A 16,432-nucleotide genomic window follows, 5' to 3' on the forward strand; every position below is an offset into this window, starting at 1 on the left:
CCTTAATCTTTTAATTCACGGCGCAAACCCATTAACCCAATTAAAATCAGTAGCCCACCAAAGCCCCATGCACCACCTGAAGTTTTGACTGATTTGTCTTCCATTTCATTTTTTGGCTCCTGCACGATTTGAGTGGTAATGGTCAGATAAGGTTTACTTTTATTAAATCGCGTGGATGTGGTTACCACTTGCAGCTCGAAGATATCTGCCCCATGCCAAGTCGAATCTGGGGTATACACCACATTGCCATGAATATCGATGCGTGTTTTACCTTTGGACTCTGTTTTAGTTTGCACAACTTTCAAACATCCATCTTGCCAAGGCTCACCTGTCGGCTGTTGACCAACCATGACATTGCATTGTTCTTTTGGAATTAAATCACTATCACCCAAAAAGGATTCAATTGAAAATTTGGCAATTTCACCTTTTAACAGGTCTTGTCCAACCAGACTCCCTGAGGTTGGCACAGTGATTTCAATCGCACCACGGTCACAGAACAGATTATCCATTAAACGGTTGATACCACGCTGGTCAGCAGCTTCACATGCCACTGTCGGGGCTGCAAGATTAAGCGCTGTACCTCTATTTACAATAGATGAGTCGCTGACCTGATTATGACTTAATAAAATACGTGGACGCATATAACCAAGAAATTGCCCTTTAGCAACGCTGTATGGACAAAGTATGGCTGTGCTATTTTCACTCAAGGTTTGACAAACACCTTCACTCTTATTTGAAGCTTCGGCTAAGATTTGTGTACCATTCCAAAGCTCATTTGGAGCAACAGCATCCCCTGTACCGCAGGACACAGTCAGCAGATTGTTTTGAATCAGGGTTTTATCGCCGTTTTCAATTTGGCAGTCCTGTGCACCATTTCTTAAAATAATACTATTTGCCACATAAGCCCTGCCAGCCGGGGCATTCATACGTAAAGCAGTATCAGCATTATCAACGATCGTTAGGTTATTTAATCCCATCCCGTCCATGACATTAATGAGTGTCCCCTTATTTTTTAATAGGGTACTACTTAATACTTCGGCACTAATGTTTTGAAGATTCTCTGTGTCAGCAAACTGCCCGGCGCTATAAATATTGGCCGCCGAGTTATTTAAGGTCTGGTTATTTTTAAGGACACTTTGCCTGATAAGGAAAGCGGGCAACTCGCTATATAAAATGCCACCTCGTTGTGCTTTGTTATTTTCAATCAGGCTATTTTTAATTTCAACACGACTGAGAAAGTTCTGACCAAATTGTCCCGTATTATAAATTGCCCCACCCAAATTGGCTGCACCATTAAATAAACGGCTATATTCAACCACCACTTGGCCTTTATTATGAATCAGACCACCTTGTTCAGCACAACTGACTTTGCCACAGCCTTCGAGGTCTAGTTCTTTTAAGTTAAGCTGAACTAGTGTATCTGTGCTGTTAAGGCGAAATAGATTGTCAGTTCCTTGCATTTGAATATGGGCATTATGCAGACCCAGTGTTTTTTCAGTTGTACTGAATTCTTCATCGCTATCAGCTACAGACCGAATGCTTAGAGATTTTTTGATTGCTATATGCTTATTGAGCACATAAGTATTTTTTTCTTTTAAAATAATGGTACTGGATGAATTTTCTCCACCACATCCCATAAAACCTTCTTTGGCTAAGCCCCGGTTAATATATTCAACGGCTTCTCGAAGTGAACATTCCTTGTCATCTTTTTCAATATCTTCTGTCGTGGTTACAATAATATCTGCACTATACGCCTGCCCTGCCATACACAGCAAAGCCATGCCTATGCTCTTCTTGAGCATAACCTTCTCCTTAATTTTTATTTCTTTCTTTTTCTTCTAAAGTTGCAGAATCCTTGCAACTGTGAATTATTTTGCCTTACTGTGGCATAGACTGAGTAATTACTCAAGAATTTTTATGATTTACCGATATTCGTCAATCAAGGCATAAATCTGTCGCAGATTGGCATTGCTGACCTTCAGTTTTTCTCCCTTAAGCAGTTGAATAATTTGCTCTAATCTCTGAAGAAGTACCGAAGTTTGATGTGGCCCATGACTCAGTAAATAGTCAAAAATTTGAGGATCTAAATGAATCCCCCGACGATCTAGTACGGATGAAACCAGCGCATAACGATCAGCATAGAGACTACCACTCGGCACACGGGTACTCACCGCTTGTGTTAAGCGTGACTGTAGATCTGGTAACTCAAGCTTAAGTTCAATCGGCGCAAAGCGTGAAGAAAATACCAACTGTCCGCCGCCTTCATTATTATAATTAATCAGATGAAAGACTGCGCGCTGCCAATGCGGCACACCACTAATCGCTTCAATATCATCGAGTGCGACCAGATCAAAACGATCCAGCGAGGTAATCGCCTCGGTCGGGGCATCTAGAAGCTCAAGTAAAGATACCTGAATCGCAGATTTCCCTACTTCAAGATAAGAGTCACAGATAGCAGACAATAAATGACTTTTCCCTGTACCCGCCCCACCATAGACATAAAAACGGCTGATTAAGCCTGCATGTAATTGACGCACTGCATCAATCACATGCCCCCAACCTGGCCCTGAAAAATCACTGATTCGGGCATCGAGCTGAGGTTCTATATCTAACTGCAATTGACGCATATGATTTTTTGGCCTTATGAGTCTCTACCATGGGGATCATGAATTTTACTTGAGTTCTCCTCTGCTTGCAGCGGTTTTTTCTCTGGCTTTTTCATTTCAATATCAACATCTAAGTCTGCTGTTTCGATATTGATTGAACCAGTAGAGGCATCTTGCATCACAATGGCCCGATCGCCATAAAATGTTGTGTGTTCATAGTACTCGCGTACATGCCGCAGTAGTACCACAATCACGGCTGCCACCGGTAATGCAATCAGCATTCCCAGGAAGCCTGCCAGCTGTGCACCTGCCAATACGGCAAATACTACGGCAACAGGAGAAAGACCAATTTTATCGCCCAGCAAGAATGGTTGCAGAATATAACCTTCAACTGCCTGTCCGACCATAAACACAATGCCGACCAATACCAGTTGCCACCAGTCAATCCCAAATTGCAGTAAGGTCGCAATCACCGCTGCAATAATACCGACTGCAAAGCCCAGATAAGGAATAATACTGGCCAGACCTGCCACCATACCAATAATCAATCCAACTTCAAGACCAATCAGTTGCAAGCCCACCGCATAGACAATTCCCAGCAAGATCATGACCAGAAACTGCCCTTTAACAAAAGCACCCAGCACGCTATGACATTCGCCTACAATTTTTAGTGTACTTTTTTCATAAGGACGTGGAATCAGGCGGCGCAAACTCCCCAGCATACGATCCCAATCCAGCAGAAAATAGAAGGCAATGATGGGAATTAAGACAATCGTACCGCCAATCTGGAGAAAATTAATTCCGGATTGAGCAAGGCGTAACAAGAATGCCTGAATACTGTCTGCGCTATAATTGGTTTGTACATAATTCATGACCACATCAGAAATCTGATTGGTATCAATTTCCATTTCAACGACATTAAAGGTATTGGACAACCATGGTAAAAAGGTCGAATTAATCCATCCAATGATCGCGGGTATATTGTCACGTGCATACATCAACTGTTGCCAGATCAGTGGCACTAAATACCAGATGGCCAAGGTCAGTACAATTCCGATTCCGATAAAAACGATACTAATAGAAAGCCAACGCGGCAGACCCACATCATGCAATTTATCCACCAGCGGGCTAAATAGATAAGCCACTAAAAGTGCTGCAACAAATGGAATTACAACGGGTTTTAATAAGTATAAAGTCCATAACAATAAAGCTATCCCAGCTAGGATAAACACGCGACGCAATGTGCGATCTACCATAAAGTTTCGCCTTTTCTCTATTAATCATTCTAAAAATTAAAATATTTCAATAAAGATAGCATTTTAGATCAGAAATACCATAAGAGTTTTATATATTCAGGTTATAATCGCCACCGCGAATGCGGAGACTTCATTATGAGCAACTCAACTTCTACCCCAAATACTGGTTTAAGCTACAAAGATGCAGGTGTCGACATTGAAGCGGGCGACGCGTTAGTCGATCGTATCAAATCTGTCGCTAAGCGTACCTCACGTCCCGAAGTTATGGGCGGTCTAGGTGGCTTTGGTGCACTTTGTAAAATTCCTAAAGGTTATGAAGAACCTGTTCTCGTATCTGGCACAGATGGTGTGGGTACAAAATTACGTTTAGCATTGAATTTGAACCGTCATGACACAATTGGTCAAGACCTGGTGGCAATGTGTGTTAACGACCTTCTCGTGTGTGGTGCTGAACCACTGTTCTTCCTCGACTATTATGCAACTGGTCATTTGAATGTGGATGTTGCTGCAAATGTTGTCACTGGTATCGGTACTGGTTGTGAGCTTGCTGGCTGTGCACTGGTCGGCGGTGAAACTGCTGAAATGCCAGGCATGTATGAAGGCGAAGATTACGATCTTGCAGGTTTCTGTGTCGGTGTCGTTGAGCAAAGCAAAATTATTGATGGCTCTAAAGTCAAAGCCGGTGACGTTTTAATTGGTGTTGCTTCTTCAGGTGCACACTCAAACGGTTACTCACTGCTTCGTAAAATTCTAGACGTGAAAAATGTTGATTTAACTCAAATCGTTGATGGTCGCCCACTTGCAGATGTTGCAATGGAACCAACCCGTATTTATGTCAAATCGATTCTTGAATTGCTTAAACATGTCGATGTACACGCAATGGCACACATCACCGGTGGCGGTTTGCCAGGTAACTTACCTCGCGTCCTTCCAAATGGTGCTCAAGCGCTTGTGAATGAATCTTCTTGGGAATGGCCTGAGCTATTCAAACTTTTACAACGTGAAGGCGGTGTAGAGCAGTTTGAAATGTATCGTACCTTTAACTGTGGCGTCGGCATGGTGCTTGTGGTTGATGCAAATGAAGCTGACAAAACTGTTGAATTACTCAACGGTCTTGGTGAGAAAGCATGGACAATGGGGCAGATTCAAGACAATGCTGAATCGGTTGCAGGTGCAGACGAAAAAATTCGTGTGATCTTCGCATAATTTCGCATGATTAAAATTGCTGTACTTGTTTCAGGTAGCGGATCAAATCTACAAGCCTTGATTGATGCCAATCTTTCAGGGCAAATTGTCGGCGTGATTTCCAATAAACCTGAAGCCTTTGCTTTAACGCGTGCGCAACAAGCAGGAATTCACACTGCAGTTATTGAACACAGGCAATATCCAAACCGAGAAGCGTTTGATGATGTGATGCATCAGCAACTGCTGGACTGGGATGCGGATCTGGTGGTACTTGCCGGCTTTATGCGAATTTTAAGTGAAAAATTTGTAAAAGCCTGGGAAGGTAAAATGTTGAACATTCACCCTTCTCTATTGCCTTATTACAAAGGCATGCATACCCATCAGCGTGTACTCAATACCGGTGATGTTCTGCACGGCTGTACGGTGCATTATGTCACGGCTGAACTTGACGCAGGCCAAGCGCTTGCTCAAGGTGTGCTCAAGGTTTCTCACCACGATACGGTAGACAGTTTGGCAATGCGTGTGCATAGCCTTGAACATGTAATCTATCCTCAAGTCGTAGAATGGATTTGTAGCGGTACCATTCAACACACTGAAAACGGTGTGCTATATCGAAACGAGAAAATGCAAGAACCTGTTCAATTCTGCAAGTTTTAACATCATTTAAATATAAAAAACGCATCCTCGGATGCGTTTTTTATATTCTCTTTTTAATGATTCAAACAGATTGTTGCTGAATCAATTGCTTTACCAAGTCCGCTACCTGATCGGGTTGTTCCAAGGGAAACATATGTCCTCCCTCTACCACGGTAAAAGGAATACCAAATTTCTTTTCGACCTGCTGCGGGAACTTGCGGGCCAGAAATGGACCTTGCTCAGCCACGACCAAATGTACCGGAACTTTCGGTTTCGCCTGAGGCAACCACCATAGCGACGGATTGGTTCTAAACACGGCCACTTCATCCTTTTTAGGAATGGTGAGTTCTACTCCGCCCCGAATCGGATCATCTTGCAAGGCATGCTCAATATAGGCCTGGAAGCAATCTGCATCAAAGTCTTGATAAAAACCTTTAGGACGCAACAACGCTGCTGCCTGTTCACGTGAATCCCAATGATCACGACGGCGCTTGGACAGGCCTGCCGGAGACATTCTGTCCAAAGCTTTTAAGCGCAAAGTTTTCGCAAGATGCAAGGCAAAGGCTTCTTTACCCATAATCATCGGCGGGTCCAGCATGATCATCTGCGAAAACAGTTCGGGACGCTGCAAGGTAGCCTGGAAAGTTAATACTGATCCTAGAGAATGTCCCAAACCAATCACCGGTCGACCTTTTGACTGACGCACAATACTGTCAATCACTTGCTGAGTCAGGCTTTTCCAATGGTTATCCACTGGATAACGTTTATCAGGCCCTAAGAGCGGCACATAGATAATATCGTAATCATCTTGCAGTCCATCAAACAGCTTTTGATAGACTTTCGATGGCACGCCATTGGCGTGCGCGAAATGAATCAATGGTTTCATTGCAATGTCGTACTGTTTTCTGACTGAAGTTTCTGCGCAACTGAAGTGGCAATTCCGTCACCAATCGATGAGCCCATGCGACCCAATACGGACTCAAATGGACTATATTCAATCGTATAATTCAAGGCTCTTTCAGTTTTAAGTTCGCGCTTCAAGGTATTTAAACTTCCAATCCGATCTGCAATTCCTAATTTCACCGCCTGATCACCGGTCCAGAACAAACCAGAGAAAATCGCAGGATCGGTTGATTTCAGTTTATTACCACGCCCCTGTTTTACCGCATTAATAAAGTGACTATGCACATTATCCAAGACACCTTGTACATGGGCTTTTTGTGCAGGATCGACTGGTTGAGTCATCGACAGCAAGGCTTTATTGTCACCTGAAGTCATGGTGCGATCTTCAACACCAAGCTTTTGCAGCAAATTACTCACGCCATAATTTGGCATGATCACACCAATCGAACCGACTAAACTCGATGGATTGACAATGATCTCATCCGCAGCAGAAGCGATATAATAAGCACCCGAAGCACCGGTATCACCGATCACTGCATAGAGTTTTTTCTCGGGATACTGCTTTTTCAAATACTGAATTTCTTGCCAGATTTCATCGGACTGTACCGGTGAACCACCCGGCGAGTTGACATTCAGCACTACGGCTTTACTTTGTTTATTTTCAAAAGCTTTTTTCAGCGATTTAATCGTATTGCTACTGTTGACACTCTGCTTGTCGGCAGCAATCGTACCAATAATATCGACGACGGCAATATGAGCACCTGCGCCAGCGCTGGCATCTGAGGAAACTGAACTACAGCTCTTGCCGAGTGCCAAAATCACCACAAGCAGATAAGCAAAAGTCAGGAATTTAAAGAAAATTCCCCAACGGCGCGCACGGCGCTGCTCTTCAACCGAAGCTAAAACCGCTTTTTCCAGCAATTTCCATTCCGGACCAGTCGGTTGAACTGGCTGTTGCGTATTTTGTATTTGATTTTCAGGTTTTGGTGGCCAATCGGACATAAATAATCCAATAAATTGATTTATATTGAACCCATTATATACACTGAATCGGGTAATTCTGTCTAAACAAAACGTTTTCGCCTATAATAAATTTTGTTCTCTTTTTATTGTACTTAGACGAAATCAATGACCAAACAGGACTCACGGAATTCAGCTTACGGTTTACTCAAATACATTAGCCGCCAACCGCTTCCGGTTTCTCGATGGATGGCCCGTCTTCTGGCCTTTATTGTGAACAGTTTCAAAGTCACCAAAACTTCGGAAATCATTCGCCTCAATCTCGAGATCAGCCTTTCTGAACTGTCCAATGACGAACGTGAGCGTATTAACCGTGCTGCGGTTCGCAATGAATTAATGTCATATTTCGAGTTTTTTACCATTTGGGGCTCAACTAATCAGAAAAATATCAAACGGGTGCATCGCGTCATTGGCGAAGATCTACTGCATGATGCACTGGCACAAAATAAAGGCCTGGTGTTAATCGTGCCACATTTTGGTACCTGGGAAATCATGAATGCCTATGTCGCCCAGTTTACTTCCATGACCATTATGTATAAACCTGTAAAAAATCAGGCAGCGGATCAGTTTGTACGGGCTGCGCGTAGCCGCGAACAGGCACATCTGGTGCCGACCGATGAATCTGGCGTCCGTCAGATTTTTAAGGCCTTAAAACAAGGTGGCACCACCGTGATCTTGCCAGACCATACCCCAAATGTCGGTGGTGAATATATACCGTATTTTGGGGTGCCTTTGGCCACCAGTAATTTAAGTGCCAAGCTGATTCAAAAGACCAAAGCCCGCGCCCTGTTTCTATATGCCCTGCGGAATACCGAAGATGGTTTTGATATCTTCATCGAGGCAGTTGATGAGAAAATTTATAGTGGCAATGCCAATCAGGGTACGCAAGTTATTATCAACAGTATTGAAGATTTAATCCGCCGCCATCCTGAACATTATCACTGGAGCTATAAACGCTTCAATGCGCATCAAGATTTGGGTAATCTTTATACACTGGAGCATGAACAGGCTTTGGCCAAAGTGAACGCCTTGAGAATGCAAGCTCTGCCTAAAGATCAGCCTGCTCTAGAATCAGTAATTTAAAGACTGACGATATAACCATTGCCATTGATGCCGTTCGGCAGAAAGTATCAGTTTGGAACCTTGTTGCTGAAAGTGCAAACTGCCCTGTTCGGCTGTAGTCAGTAATGGAATATTGAGTGCTTTGAGCCGTTGCTGCGTCAGTTGGCTCGGATGACCATAACGGTTAAATTTTCCTGCCGAAGCAATTGCCAGTTTGGGCCGTAAAGCTTCTAAAAACTGATAGGCTGAGCTGTGCTGACTGCCATGATGTCCAAGCACCAGCACATCAACTTTAAGCTCAGGATAATCTTGGAGCAGCTGATACTCAGTCTCCCAACCCGCATCGCCCATGAGTAAAAAATTTTGATAAGGCCCGGCATTTTTAACTTGCAGATATACCACACAAGACCGGTCATTTTTATTGAAATGGGCTGTATTTAACTGCTGCTGCCGAGGTGCCAAAATTTTAAACTGAATATCTTCAGACCATTGCCACTGCTGACCTTGATGACAGAACTGAAAACGGGAGGAGTGCGCTATTTCAGGAATCTGATTGGACGATACCTCTTTAATTTTCAATTGATGTTTAATACTGTGATAAGCGCCACTATGATCTTGATCCAGATGGGTTAAAATCAGTTGATCCAGCTTACCCACACCTTGCACAGACAGAAATGGCAGAATCACCTGTCGACCGATACTGAATTTTTCTTCATCATAATAGCCGCCCATATCGACCATCATACTGCGTGCTCCATCCCGAAGAAAAATTGCTTGTCCCTGCCCCACATCCAGAATAGAGAGCTGAAATGCATGCTGATTGAGCTGAGGAATGCACAGCGGCACACAGGCAAGCACCGTCCAGCTTTTGGGCAATAGGCCACGCGGTAAAAATACAATAATTAAGGCCAGAATACACAGCGTAATCATCCAGACATTCATCGCCACCGGAATCAGTTGTGGAGCAAACAGCCGATCAAGCAGATCCAGAAATGCCAGCAGCATGTGAATGAAAACATCATTCAATTGAAATACCACACTGGAAAGTGGCTCTGAAATAAAAAACAACAAAGCCGCCAGAATATCTATAGGCACAATCAGCAGCCCAATCCATGGAATCGCGACCAGGTTACTGAATGGGGTAATCCAGGCGATTTGCTTAAAAAACAGCATCATCAAGGGAAATAGTGCCAGAAAGATTTTCCATTGTGATTCCAGCAGCACTTTCAACGCAAAATATAGCCGTTGTAATAAGGTTTGTTCTATCTGACGCGGTTGCTGCTGAATGGTCTGATAGATTCGCAGCAAAACAAAACAGGCCCCATAAGACAGCCAGAATGCAGCCGACAAAATACTGAAAGGATCAAAGAGCAATAATAAGGCAGCACTCAGAATCAGTAATTTTAAAGCTTGCACATTTTGCCTGAGCAACAAGGTAAAGGTCACAATCACGCAGATCAATAAAGTGCGTAGCGCTGGAATTTCAAAGCCCACAAAGGCGCAGTACAGCAAGACACATAGTAAAAAAGGCAGGCTCAAAAAATACTGCCTTGGCCATTTCAGATAAATATGCGGCATAAATCTTGAAATCAGATATTGCAAAGTACCACAGACCATCAAGGCAAAGATCAGAACGTGCGGCCCGGAAATGGCTAATAAATGGCTCATACCAAAACGCTGGAATTGTCGCTCTGTCGCTGGATCTAACAGGCTTTCATCACCGCTTAATAAGGCCAATAACAAACCTTTATGCTGTACGGGTTGCCTGGCTACAAATTCTCTTAATGCCAGTCGCTGCCGCTCTACCCAAAGTAAAATTCGCGGACTTAAATTTTGCTGCTGGCGTAAATATTTGCCATGACCAAGCGCATAAAGTTGTTGCGGTTGTAACTCCTGAATGCTCTTGATTCGGAAACCGGCCATGATATTTTGCTGTAATGCCCACTTTTCAGCGTCAAAAGATCCGGGGGTGGCATAACTATGATGAGGTCGGATTTGGCCTTGAATTAAGTAATATCGTCCAAGTTCAAGGGAGTGCTGCTTTATCTGCGTATTTATCAAACTGGATTGAGTCACGGGTTCTTGGACAGGCAAAAAGCCCATCCATTTAACTGTACTGCCATCAGGACTGAGCACATGCAGAGCTTGCTGGATATTCTGCTCACCAAGCTTATTCAGGTCTTTGATATGCACCACGATCTGTTTTTCGGAGACTTCATGTTCACGCGTCGACAAGCGTTCAGACAGTTGCAGATTGGCATAGCCATGGCCTAGAAATAATCCTAACAACAGGCTTGAACCAGTCATGACCAAATTACTGAATGGTGTGTTGAAAATGTGCTTTAATTTACGGCAACCCAGATACCACAGTAATACCGCGATTAGAACGACCGTGCTGCTCAGTTGAACAAACAGAAAACTTTTCCCCATACAGGCCAGACCTAAAATCCAGCCGATACACAGCCACTGCAACATTGGATCTTATTCTTTATGGTTATTATTTCACCCAATAATAAAGCCCACCGGAGTGAGCTTCAATCAAATGCGAATATTCTCTTGATTTAGGGTGTGACCCACAGACCATCCTGCATATGTAAAATTCGGTCTGCTGCATGTGCCAGTTGTTCATCATGCGTCACAATCAGCATCGCCATATTGAATTCACGTTGCAATTCGGTGAGCAGTTCAAAAATCTTTGCTGCAGTCTTACGATCCAGATTTCCGGTCGGTTCATCCGCCATCATCAGTTTAGGTTTGCCCACCACTGCACGCGCTAAGGCCACACGCTGGCGCTCACCTCCAGATAATTCACCTGGCTTATGTGTCAGACGATGCGAAAGACCAACCCGCTCCAGCAAGTATTCAGCCTGCTGTTTGGCTTCTTTAAATTTCACATTATCGCGGAGCATCAGGGGCATGGCTACATTTTCCAGTGCCGTAAACTCTGGCAACAGATGATGAAACTGATACACAAAACCCAAATGCTCATTGCGCACATAGCCGCGTTCTGCTTCAGACAGGGTATCGAAACGGCGACCATTGACCATCACTTGCCCTGATGTTGGCCGATCCAGTCCACCCAAAACATGCAATAAGGTACTTTTACCAGAACCACTTGAACCGACAATCGAGACAAACTCACCCGCTTTGACCTGCAGCGACAAGCCTCGAATCACATCGACGGTGGCTTTGCCATCGGTAAAGGATTTGTGAATATTCTGGGCATCTAAAATCAGATTACTCATAACGCAAAGCCTCTGCCGGTTGAATTTTTGCTGCACGTAAAGCGGGGTAAATCGTCGCGACAAAACTTAAGGCCAATGATAAGCCGACAATGACCAAGACATCCTGCCAGCGCAAATAAGAAGGTAGATAATTGATAAAATAGGCATCAAACATATTCAGACCCAAAGTATTGTTTAACCAGCCGATAAAGCTACTGATACTGGTCGCTGCAATAATCCCGAGGATTGCGCCGGCACATGTCCCAATCACCCCAATCACCGTACCTTGCACCATAAAGATTTTGGTAATAGTGGCAGGCGAAGCACCCAAAGTCCGTAAAATCGCAATGTCCGATTTTTTATCCGTCACCACCATCACCAGTGATGAAACGATATTAAATGCCGCTACCAGCACAATCAGGAATAATAACAAGCTGACCATGGCTTTTTCCATCTGGATCGCGCTGAACAGATTACCATGGGTATAGGTCCAGTCAGATGCGTAGAAGTTGGCTGGTAAATCTCGCACGATTTCCTGAGACACTTGCGGTGCGACAAAAATATCATCCAGTTTTAAACGCACGCCTTGTGCACCATCTGGTAGGCGCAACAAAGTTGAAGCATCATTTAAAGCGATATATCCCATCATCGAGTCGACTTCAGCACCAATACTGAAAATTCCTACCACTTTAAAGCGTTTGAAACGAGGCACCACACCTGCTGGTGAAGGGGTTGCCTCTGGCAATACCAGGGTAATATTATCGTTTAAACCAACCCCCATGGCATCGGTCATCTGCTTACCCAGAACAATACCAAATTCACCTTTTTTCAGGCTATCAATACTGCCCTCGACCATATGGTTTTGTATAATGGATACTTTTTTCTCATACTCGGGTTCAATCCCGCTGACCATAATCCCGGCAACCTGTCCCTGTGCCGTCAGCATGCCCTGTAATTGGGTAAATGGTGCAACCCCCTGGACATGCTCATGCTGCTCAATCTGCTTTGCAAGTTCGGGCCAATTTGTTAGAATTTGCGTTGAAGAAACAGTAGCTTGAGGTATCATTCCCAAGACACGATTTTTCAACTCTCGGTCAAACCCATTCATCACAGACAAAACTGTAATGAGGACTGCTACACCGAGCGTGAGACCGATCATTGAGACCAATGCAATAAAAGAAATGAAGTGGTTACTACGCCGTGCGCGAGTATATTTCAACCCTATATACAGCGAGATTGGTTTAAACATAACCATCTAGTCCGAGGTAATAAATTATGGAAAATGTACAGCATCCAAACGGATACACGGAAAGACGCGTTATGTCTCGCATCGATGCTGCCTTACGAATTAATTATCAGATTATTTCCGATGATGTTGCCTTAAATGATCCTTATGACTCTAACTTCGTCTTGCCCCGCTATTTTCTACTACTTGCAGAGCTAGATCAATTTGATCATGCGGTTAACTACGAATTAGAACAATTATCTGAAAAAGATCAACAAATTGCTCGAATCTTATCCTTATTCAACCAAAAATTAAACCTTATTACCGGTTCTTTGTATGACGCAATTGTACAAAGCATGTTACCTGTACCAGAGCAGGTGAACTTTTCGGAAACCGGTTTTAGTTTCTTTAGTGACCGCCCCATCACTGAAGGCACCCATCTGCACGTGACTTTAAGCCACCCGGAAAATTTCTTCCATATTGCGGCAACCGCCCAGGTGGCCTACAGTCGTGAAGAAGAAAATAGCAAATTCCGGACCGGTGCTTATTTCATTACCATGCACCCACAAGACCGTGTCAAACTGGGTGAATGTGTCAAAGCCAACTTTGCTTAAATCACTGATTTAGTCATTGTGAATACTGGATGGAAGGCGAGCTGCATAGCTCGCTTTAATTTCTCTGGAAAAATATAGCAACAAACCAGCCAGCAAGATAACAACACCGAAGACAGCCCCACCCGATAATTTTTCATCATTCAGAATTACCCCGACAAATAAGGCCAGCATCGGCGTCAATACAGTGGTCAATGACAAAGTGGTCGCCTTGATTTTCTGCACCAGTCTAAAATAGCAGAACATGGCAATTAAGGAAGCCATGATTACAGCATAACTGAGTCCAATCAGCGATTTAGCCTGTGGGATCTGGGTCGGCGCAAATTGCCAGATAAATGGCAACATGGCACAGGCCATGACTGCTGAAACTGCAATGGAACCGGCCGCTTGCGCCATCGGTTGTAAGGGTGCATTGACTTTTTTGACCCAAAACATCGAAACACAATAAATAAACACACTCAGTAGCATCAGACCAATACCGATTGGCTGAATGTGCTGGTCTTTGCCACCGAGGCAAATCACCGCCAAACCAGTCAGGGCAATCGCCATCCCGCACCACTGTGAAGGATAGAGCTTGAGCTGAAACACGAAACGGCCAATCAATCCGGTAATAATAGGTGCCAGACCAAACATCAGCGCAATAATGCCTGAGCTGAGATAATCCGTGGCCAGATAGGTAAAAATCTGCGAGCCAATAAAACTGCAAGCTCCAGCCAGATAACTGTGCATCGAGAGAGAATCGACAGGAAAACGGGTTTTAAACAGCCACAACAAGATAAATGCAAAAGGCAATGCCAGAAAAAATCGCAGAGCCAGTGCCCAGAGCGGATGCAGATCGCTCACACTCCAGACAATGGCTAGCGGTGTAGTGGCCCAGATAAAAACCAATAAAAGATAGGTCACAACCATATTGGTGTGTGTTGACATGCGCGATTGCTCTTAAAGTGCAGATGTTTTACGTTTTTGTTTTTGAATGGTTTGATCCAGTGCGCTTGAAAATTCACGCTTATCCCGCTCTGAAATCGGAGGTGGCCCACCCGTTTGCACACCGGCACCACGCAAACTATCCATAAAGTCTCTTAGATGTAAACGTGCTTTGACATTGGCCGTGGTATACACTTCACCGCGTGGATGAATGGCAATCCCGCCCTTTTCAATCACTTCTGCCGCCAGGGGAATATCTTGGGTCATGACAATATCATGCTCTTTCATGCGCAGAATAATCTCTTTATCTGCAGCATCAGCGCCACTCATCACCTGAATTGAATTAATCCGGACTGAAGGCGTAATGCCCACCGACTGATTGGCCACAAAAGTCACTTCCAACTGATAGCGATCCGACGCACGGATAATCACATCTCTTAAAATACGGGGTAATGCATCAGCATCGACCCAAAGTTTGAATGGCAACACAGGGTTTCCCATTAAGGTATAAATCCTGGGTATTCTAGCAAATTGAGAGGATCAGGTTGATGATTAAATCGTTGCATTTTCATCGCTGCTGTCGCTCATGTTTTTTTGAATCTATTTGATTTGAGCCGTAACTGTGATTCAGTCTAGAAAAAAAATTGACTGCATTTAATTTGAAAATTCATTCGATTGACTTGAAAAATCGTAATGACCCTCGATTAACTATAAATAAGTCATCCAAGATCAATTGTGCATATGAAAAATCAGAATAGCCCAGAGATCATCACCATTGATGATCAGAATTTCGGTAGTCACGTCGAACACTGGACATTACTCACCGAGAATCCAGGTACAGATGTGCCACAGTGGTTAGGCAAAGCTCTTGATGCGCCTATTATGCCGATGGGCATTTGCACACAAGAATGTGATATGGATGAAAATACCTGGCTGATTCAGGGGCCGAGTAAAGCTGCGGTGCAATTGAGCCAAGTGATCGCCATAGAAAATAATAAGCCACAGGCCGTAAAAACTGCATTCCCCTGCTTTGACAGTCCTTATCAGGTCAAAGCGACCATCGACCGAATTATTTCCTGCAAATCCAATACTCAGGCGGTATTACGTCTGAATCTGGGTGCCAACAATATTATTTATGCTTTCGATAGTCTGTATAGCGTCAATCATCCGCATTATGAAAAAGACCAGTCCTATGTGGTGAATCTGAATGCTTGGGCCTATGAGCTTGAAGCAGTGGCTGACCATGAACATCTGGTGGTGGATGATCCGGCTTCGATCAAGCATCACCGTGCCTTGAATGATATTCTGGCAGCCAACCAAGGCGTGGCACCCGATAATTTGCAGGAACAGATTGATGCCTGGCAGCCACAGTCAGAAGAAGATAAAGCACCTGTTACTGTAGATTTCTCTAAAATGGTGGCTTATCTTTATGGTGAAACCATGGGCCAGGAAGATGAAGCCTGGTTTCAGGGCAATATTGTCGGTAAAACTGCCATGCAGTTTATGGATCAGGACTATACCCTGTATGATGTCACACTGATTCATGATGAAGGTCAACCAGCCACCTTGATCCGGATTGCAACGCGGAATGAGCAGCATAAAAATTTCCAGATTGGTCAATATATTCGTGGAAATCTGTGGATTCAGGCCAATATTTATAGAAAATCAGCTTAAGTTAAAATAAACAAAGAAGATCTTCTTTTTGATGGGGATCTTCTTTTTTTAATCCGTATTTTCTGTTTTTAATTTTATTTTTTTGATTATTTTTTACCCATTTTTT

15 protein-coding genes are annotated in these 16,432 nt (G+C 43.8%); 5 read left to right on the plus strand and 10 right to left on the minus strand.

The window, feature by feature from the left end:
* Window positions 1-2 precede the first annotated feature (2 nt).
* The 3 genes from rbtA to cxpE form a co-directional block, all read right to left on the minus strand.
* Window positions 3-1,802, minus strand: coding sequence for a rhombotarget A (rbtA, locus tag KT990_RS03960; RefSeq protein ID WP_180076234.1), 1,800 nt, complete (start codon window positions 1,800-1,802; stop codon window positions 3-5).
* 120 nt (window positions 1,803-1,922) lie between these two features.
* Window positions 1,923-2,627 (minus strand): DnaA regulatory inactivator Hda, encoded by a 705-nt coding sequence (hda, locus tag KT990_RS03965; protein WP_005097624.1) that lies wholly within the window; start codon window positions 2,625-2,627, stop codon window positions 1,923-1,925.
* 14 nt (window positions 2,628-2,641) lie between these two features.
* Complete coding sequence (gene cxpE, locus KT990_RS03970) at window positions 2,642-3,862, minus strand: chloramphenicol efflux transporter CxpE (RefSeq protein WP_005097625.1); 1,221 nt, start codon at window positions 3,860-3,862, stop codon at window positions 2,642-2,644.
* A 135-nt stretch (window positions 3,863-3,997) separates the two neighbouring features.
* Between cxpE and purM the strand changes: the two genes are divergently transcribed.
* Both purM and purN read left to right on the plus strand, forming a co-directional pair.
* On the plus strand, window positions 3,998-5,068 hold the full coding sequence (gene purM, locus KT990_RS03975; RefSeq protein WP_100357838.1) for a phosphoribosylformylglycinamidine cyclo-ligase: 1,071 nt from the start codon (window positions 3,998-4,000) through the stop codon (window positions 5,066-5,068).
* 6 nt (window positions 5,069-5,074) lie between these two features.
* Window positions 5,075-5,704: a phosphoribosylglycinamide formyltransferase gene (purN, locus tag KT990_RS03980; RefSeq protein WP_218209199.1), complete on the plus strand. Its 630-nt coding sequence runs from the start codon at window positions 5,075-5,077 to the stop codon at window positions 5,702-5,704.
* A 61-nt stretch (window positions 5,705-5,765) separates the two neighbouring features.
* Here purN and KT990_RS03985 read toward each other — a convergent pair whose 3' ends face one another.
* Complete coding sequence (locus KT990_RS03985; RefSeq protein ID WP_005170030.1) at window positions 5,766-6,569, minus strand: alpha/beta fold hydrolase; 804 nt, start codon at window positions 6,567-6,569, stop codon at window positions 5,766-5,768.
* Complete coding sequence (gene sppA, locus KT990_RS03990; RefSeq protein WP_005097629.1) at window positions 6,566-7,588, minus strand: signal peptide peptidase SppA; 1,023 nt, start codon at window positions 7,586-7,588, stop codon at window positions 6,566-6,568. The genes KT990_RS03985 and sppA overlap by 4 nt, the downstream gene beginning before the upstream one ends.
* Window positions 7,589-7,714: 126 nt before the next feature.
* Between sppA and KT990_RS03995 the strand changes: the two genes are divergently transcribed.
* A complete protein-coding gene (locus KT990_RS03995; RefSeq protein WP_074383365.1) occupies window positions 7,715-8,689 on the plus strand; it encodes a lysophospholipid acyltransferase family protein in 975 nt (324 codons plus the stop codon).
* Here KT990_RS03995 and KT990_RS04000 read toward each other — a convergent pair.
* The 3 genes from KT990_RS04000 to KT990_RS04010 all read right to left on the minus strand — a co-directional run bounded on the left by KT990_RS04000 (window position 8,678) and on the right by KT990_RS04010 (window position 13,141).
* The gene (locus KT990_RS04000; protein WP_218209200.1) at window positions 8,678-11,143 is read right to left on the minus strand and encodes a DNA internalization-related competence protein ComEC/Rec2; all 2,466 of its coding nucleotides are present in this window, start codon (window positions 11,141-11,143) and stop codon (window positions 8,678-8,680) included. The genes KT990_RS03995 and KT990_RS04000 overlap by 12 nt on opposite strands.
* 86 nt (window positions 11,144-11,229) lie before the next feature.
* Complete coding sequence (gene lolD, locus KT990_RS04005) at window positions 11,230-11,913, minus strand: lipoprotein-releasing ABC transporter ATP-binding protein LolD (RefSeq protein ID WP_005097632.1); 684 nt, start codon at window positions 11,911-11,913, stop codon at window positions 11,230-11,232.
* Window positions 11,906-13,141, minus strand: coding sequence for a lipoprotein-releasing ABC transporter permease subunit (locus tag KT990_RS04010; protein ID WP_005097633.1), 1,236 nt, complete (start codon window positions 13,139-13,141; stop codon window positions 11,906-11,908). The genes lolD and KT990_RS04010 overlap by 8 nt, the downstream gene beginning before the upstream one ends.
* 26 nt (window positions 13,142-13,167) lie before the next feature.
* Between KT990_RS04010 and KT990_RS04015 the strand changes: the two genes are divergently transcribed.
* Complete coding sequence (locus KT990_RS04015; RefSeq protein WP_218209201.1) at window positions 13,168-13,731, plus strand: PilZ domain-containing protein; 564 nt, start codon at window positions 13,168-13,170, stop codon at window positions 13,729-13,731.
* Between the two features lie 9 nt (window positions 13,732-13,740).
* Here KT990_RS04015 and KT990_RS04020 read toward each other — a convergent pair whose 3' ends face one another.
* Together KT990_RS04020 and KT990_RS04025 are read right to left on the minus strand one after the other, a co-directional pair.
* Window positions 13,741-14,655, minus strand: a complete 915-nt coding sequence (locus KT990_RS04020) for a DMT family transporter (RefSeq protein WP_218209202.1) — start codon at window positions 14,653-14,655, stop codon at window positions 13,741-13,743.
* 12 nt (window positions 14,656-14,667) lie between these two features.
* The gene (locus tag KT990_RS04025; protein WP_005097638.1) at window positions 14,668-15,153 is read right to left on the minus strand and encodes a YaiI/YqxD family protein; all 486 of its coding nucleotides are present in this window, start codon (window positions 15,151-15,153) and stop codon (window positions 14,668-14,670) included.
* A 240-nt stretch (window positions 15,154-15,393) separates the two neighbouring features.
* Between KT990_RS04025 and KT990_RS04030 the strand changes: the two genes are divergently transcribed.
* Window positions 15,394-16,326, plus strand: coding sequence for a hypothetical protein (locus KT990_RS04030; RefSeq protein WP_100534844.1), 933 nt, complete (start codon window positions 15,394-15,396; stop codon window positions 16,324-16,326).
* Window positions 16,327-16,432: the final 106 nt, after the last annotated feature.

Origin of the sequence: Acinetobacter sp. F9 (assembly GCF_019195275.1) — a bacterium.
Classification (GTDB): Bacteria; Pseudomonadota; Gammaproteobacteria; order Pseudomonadales; family Moraxellaceae; genus Acinetobacter; species Acinetobacter pseudolwoffii.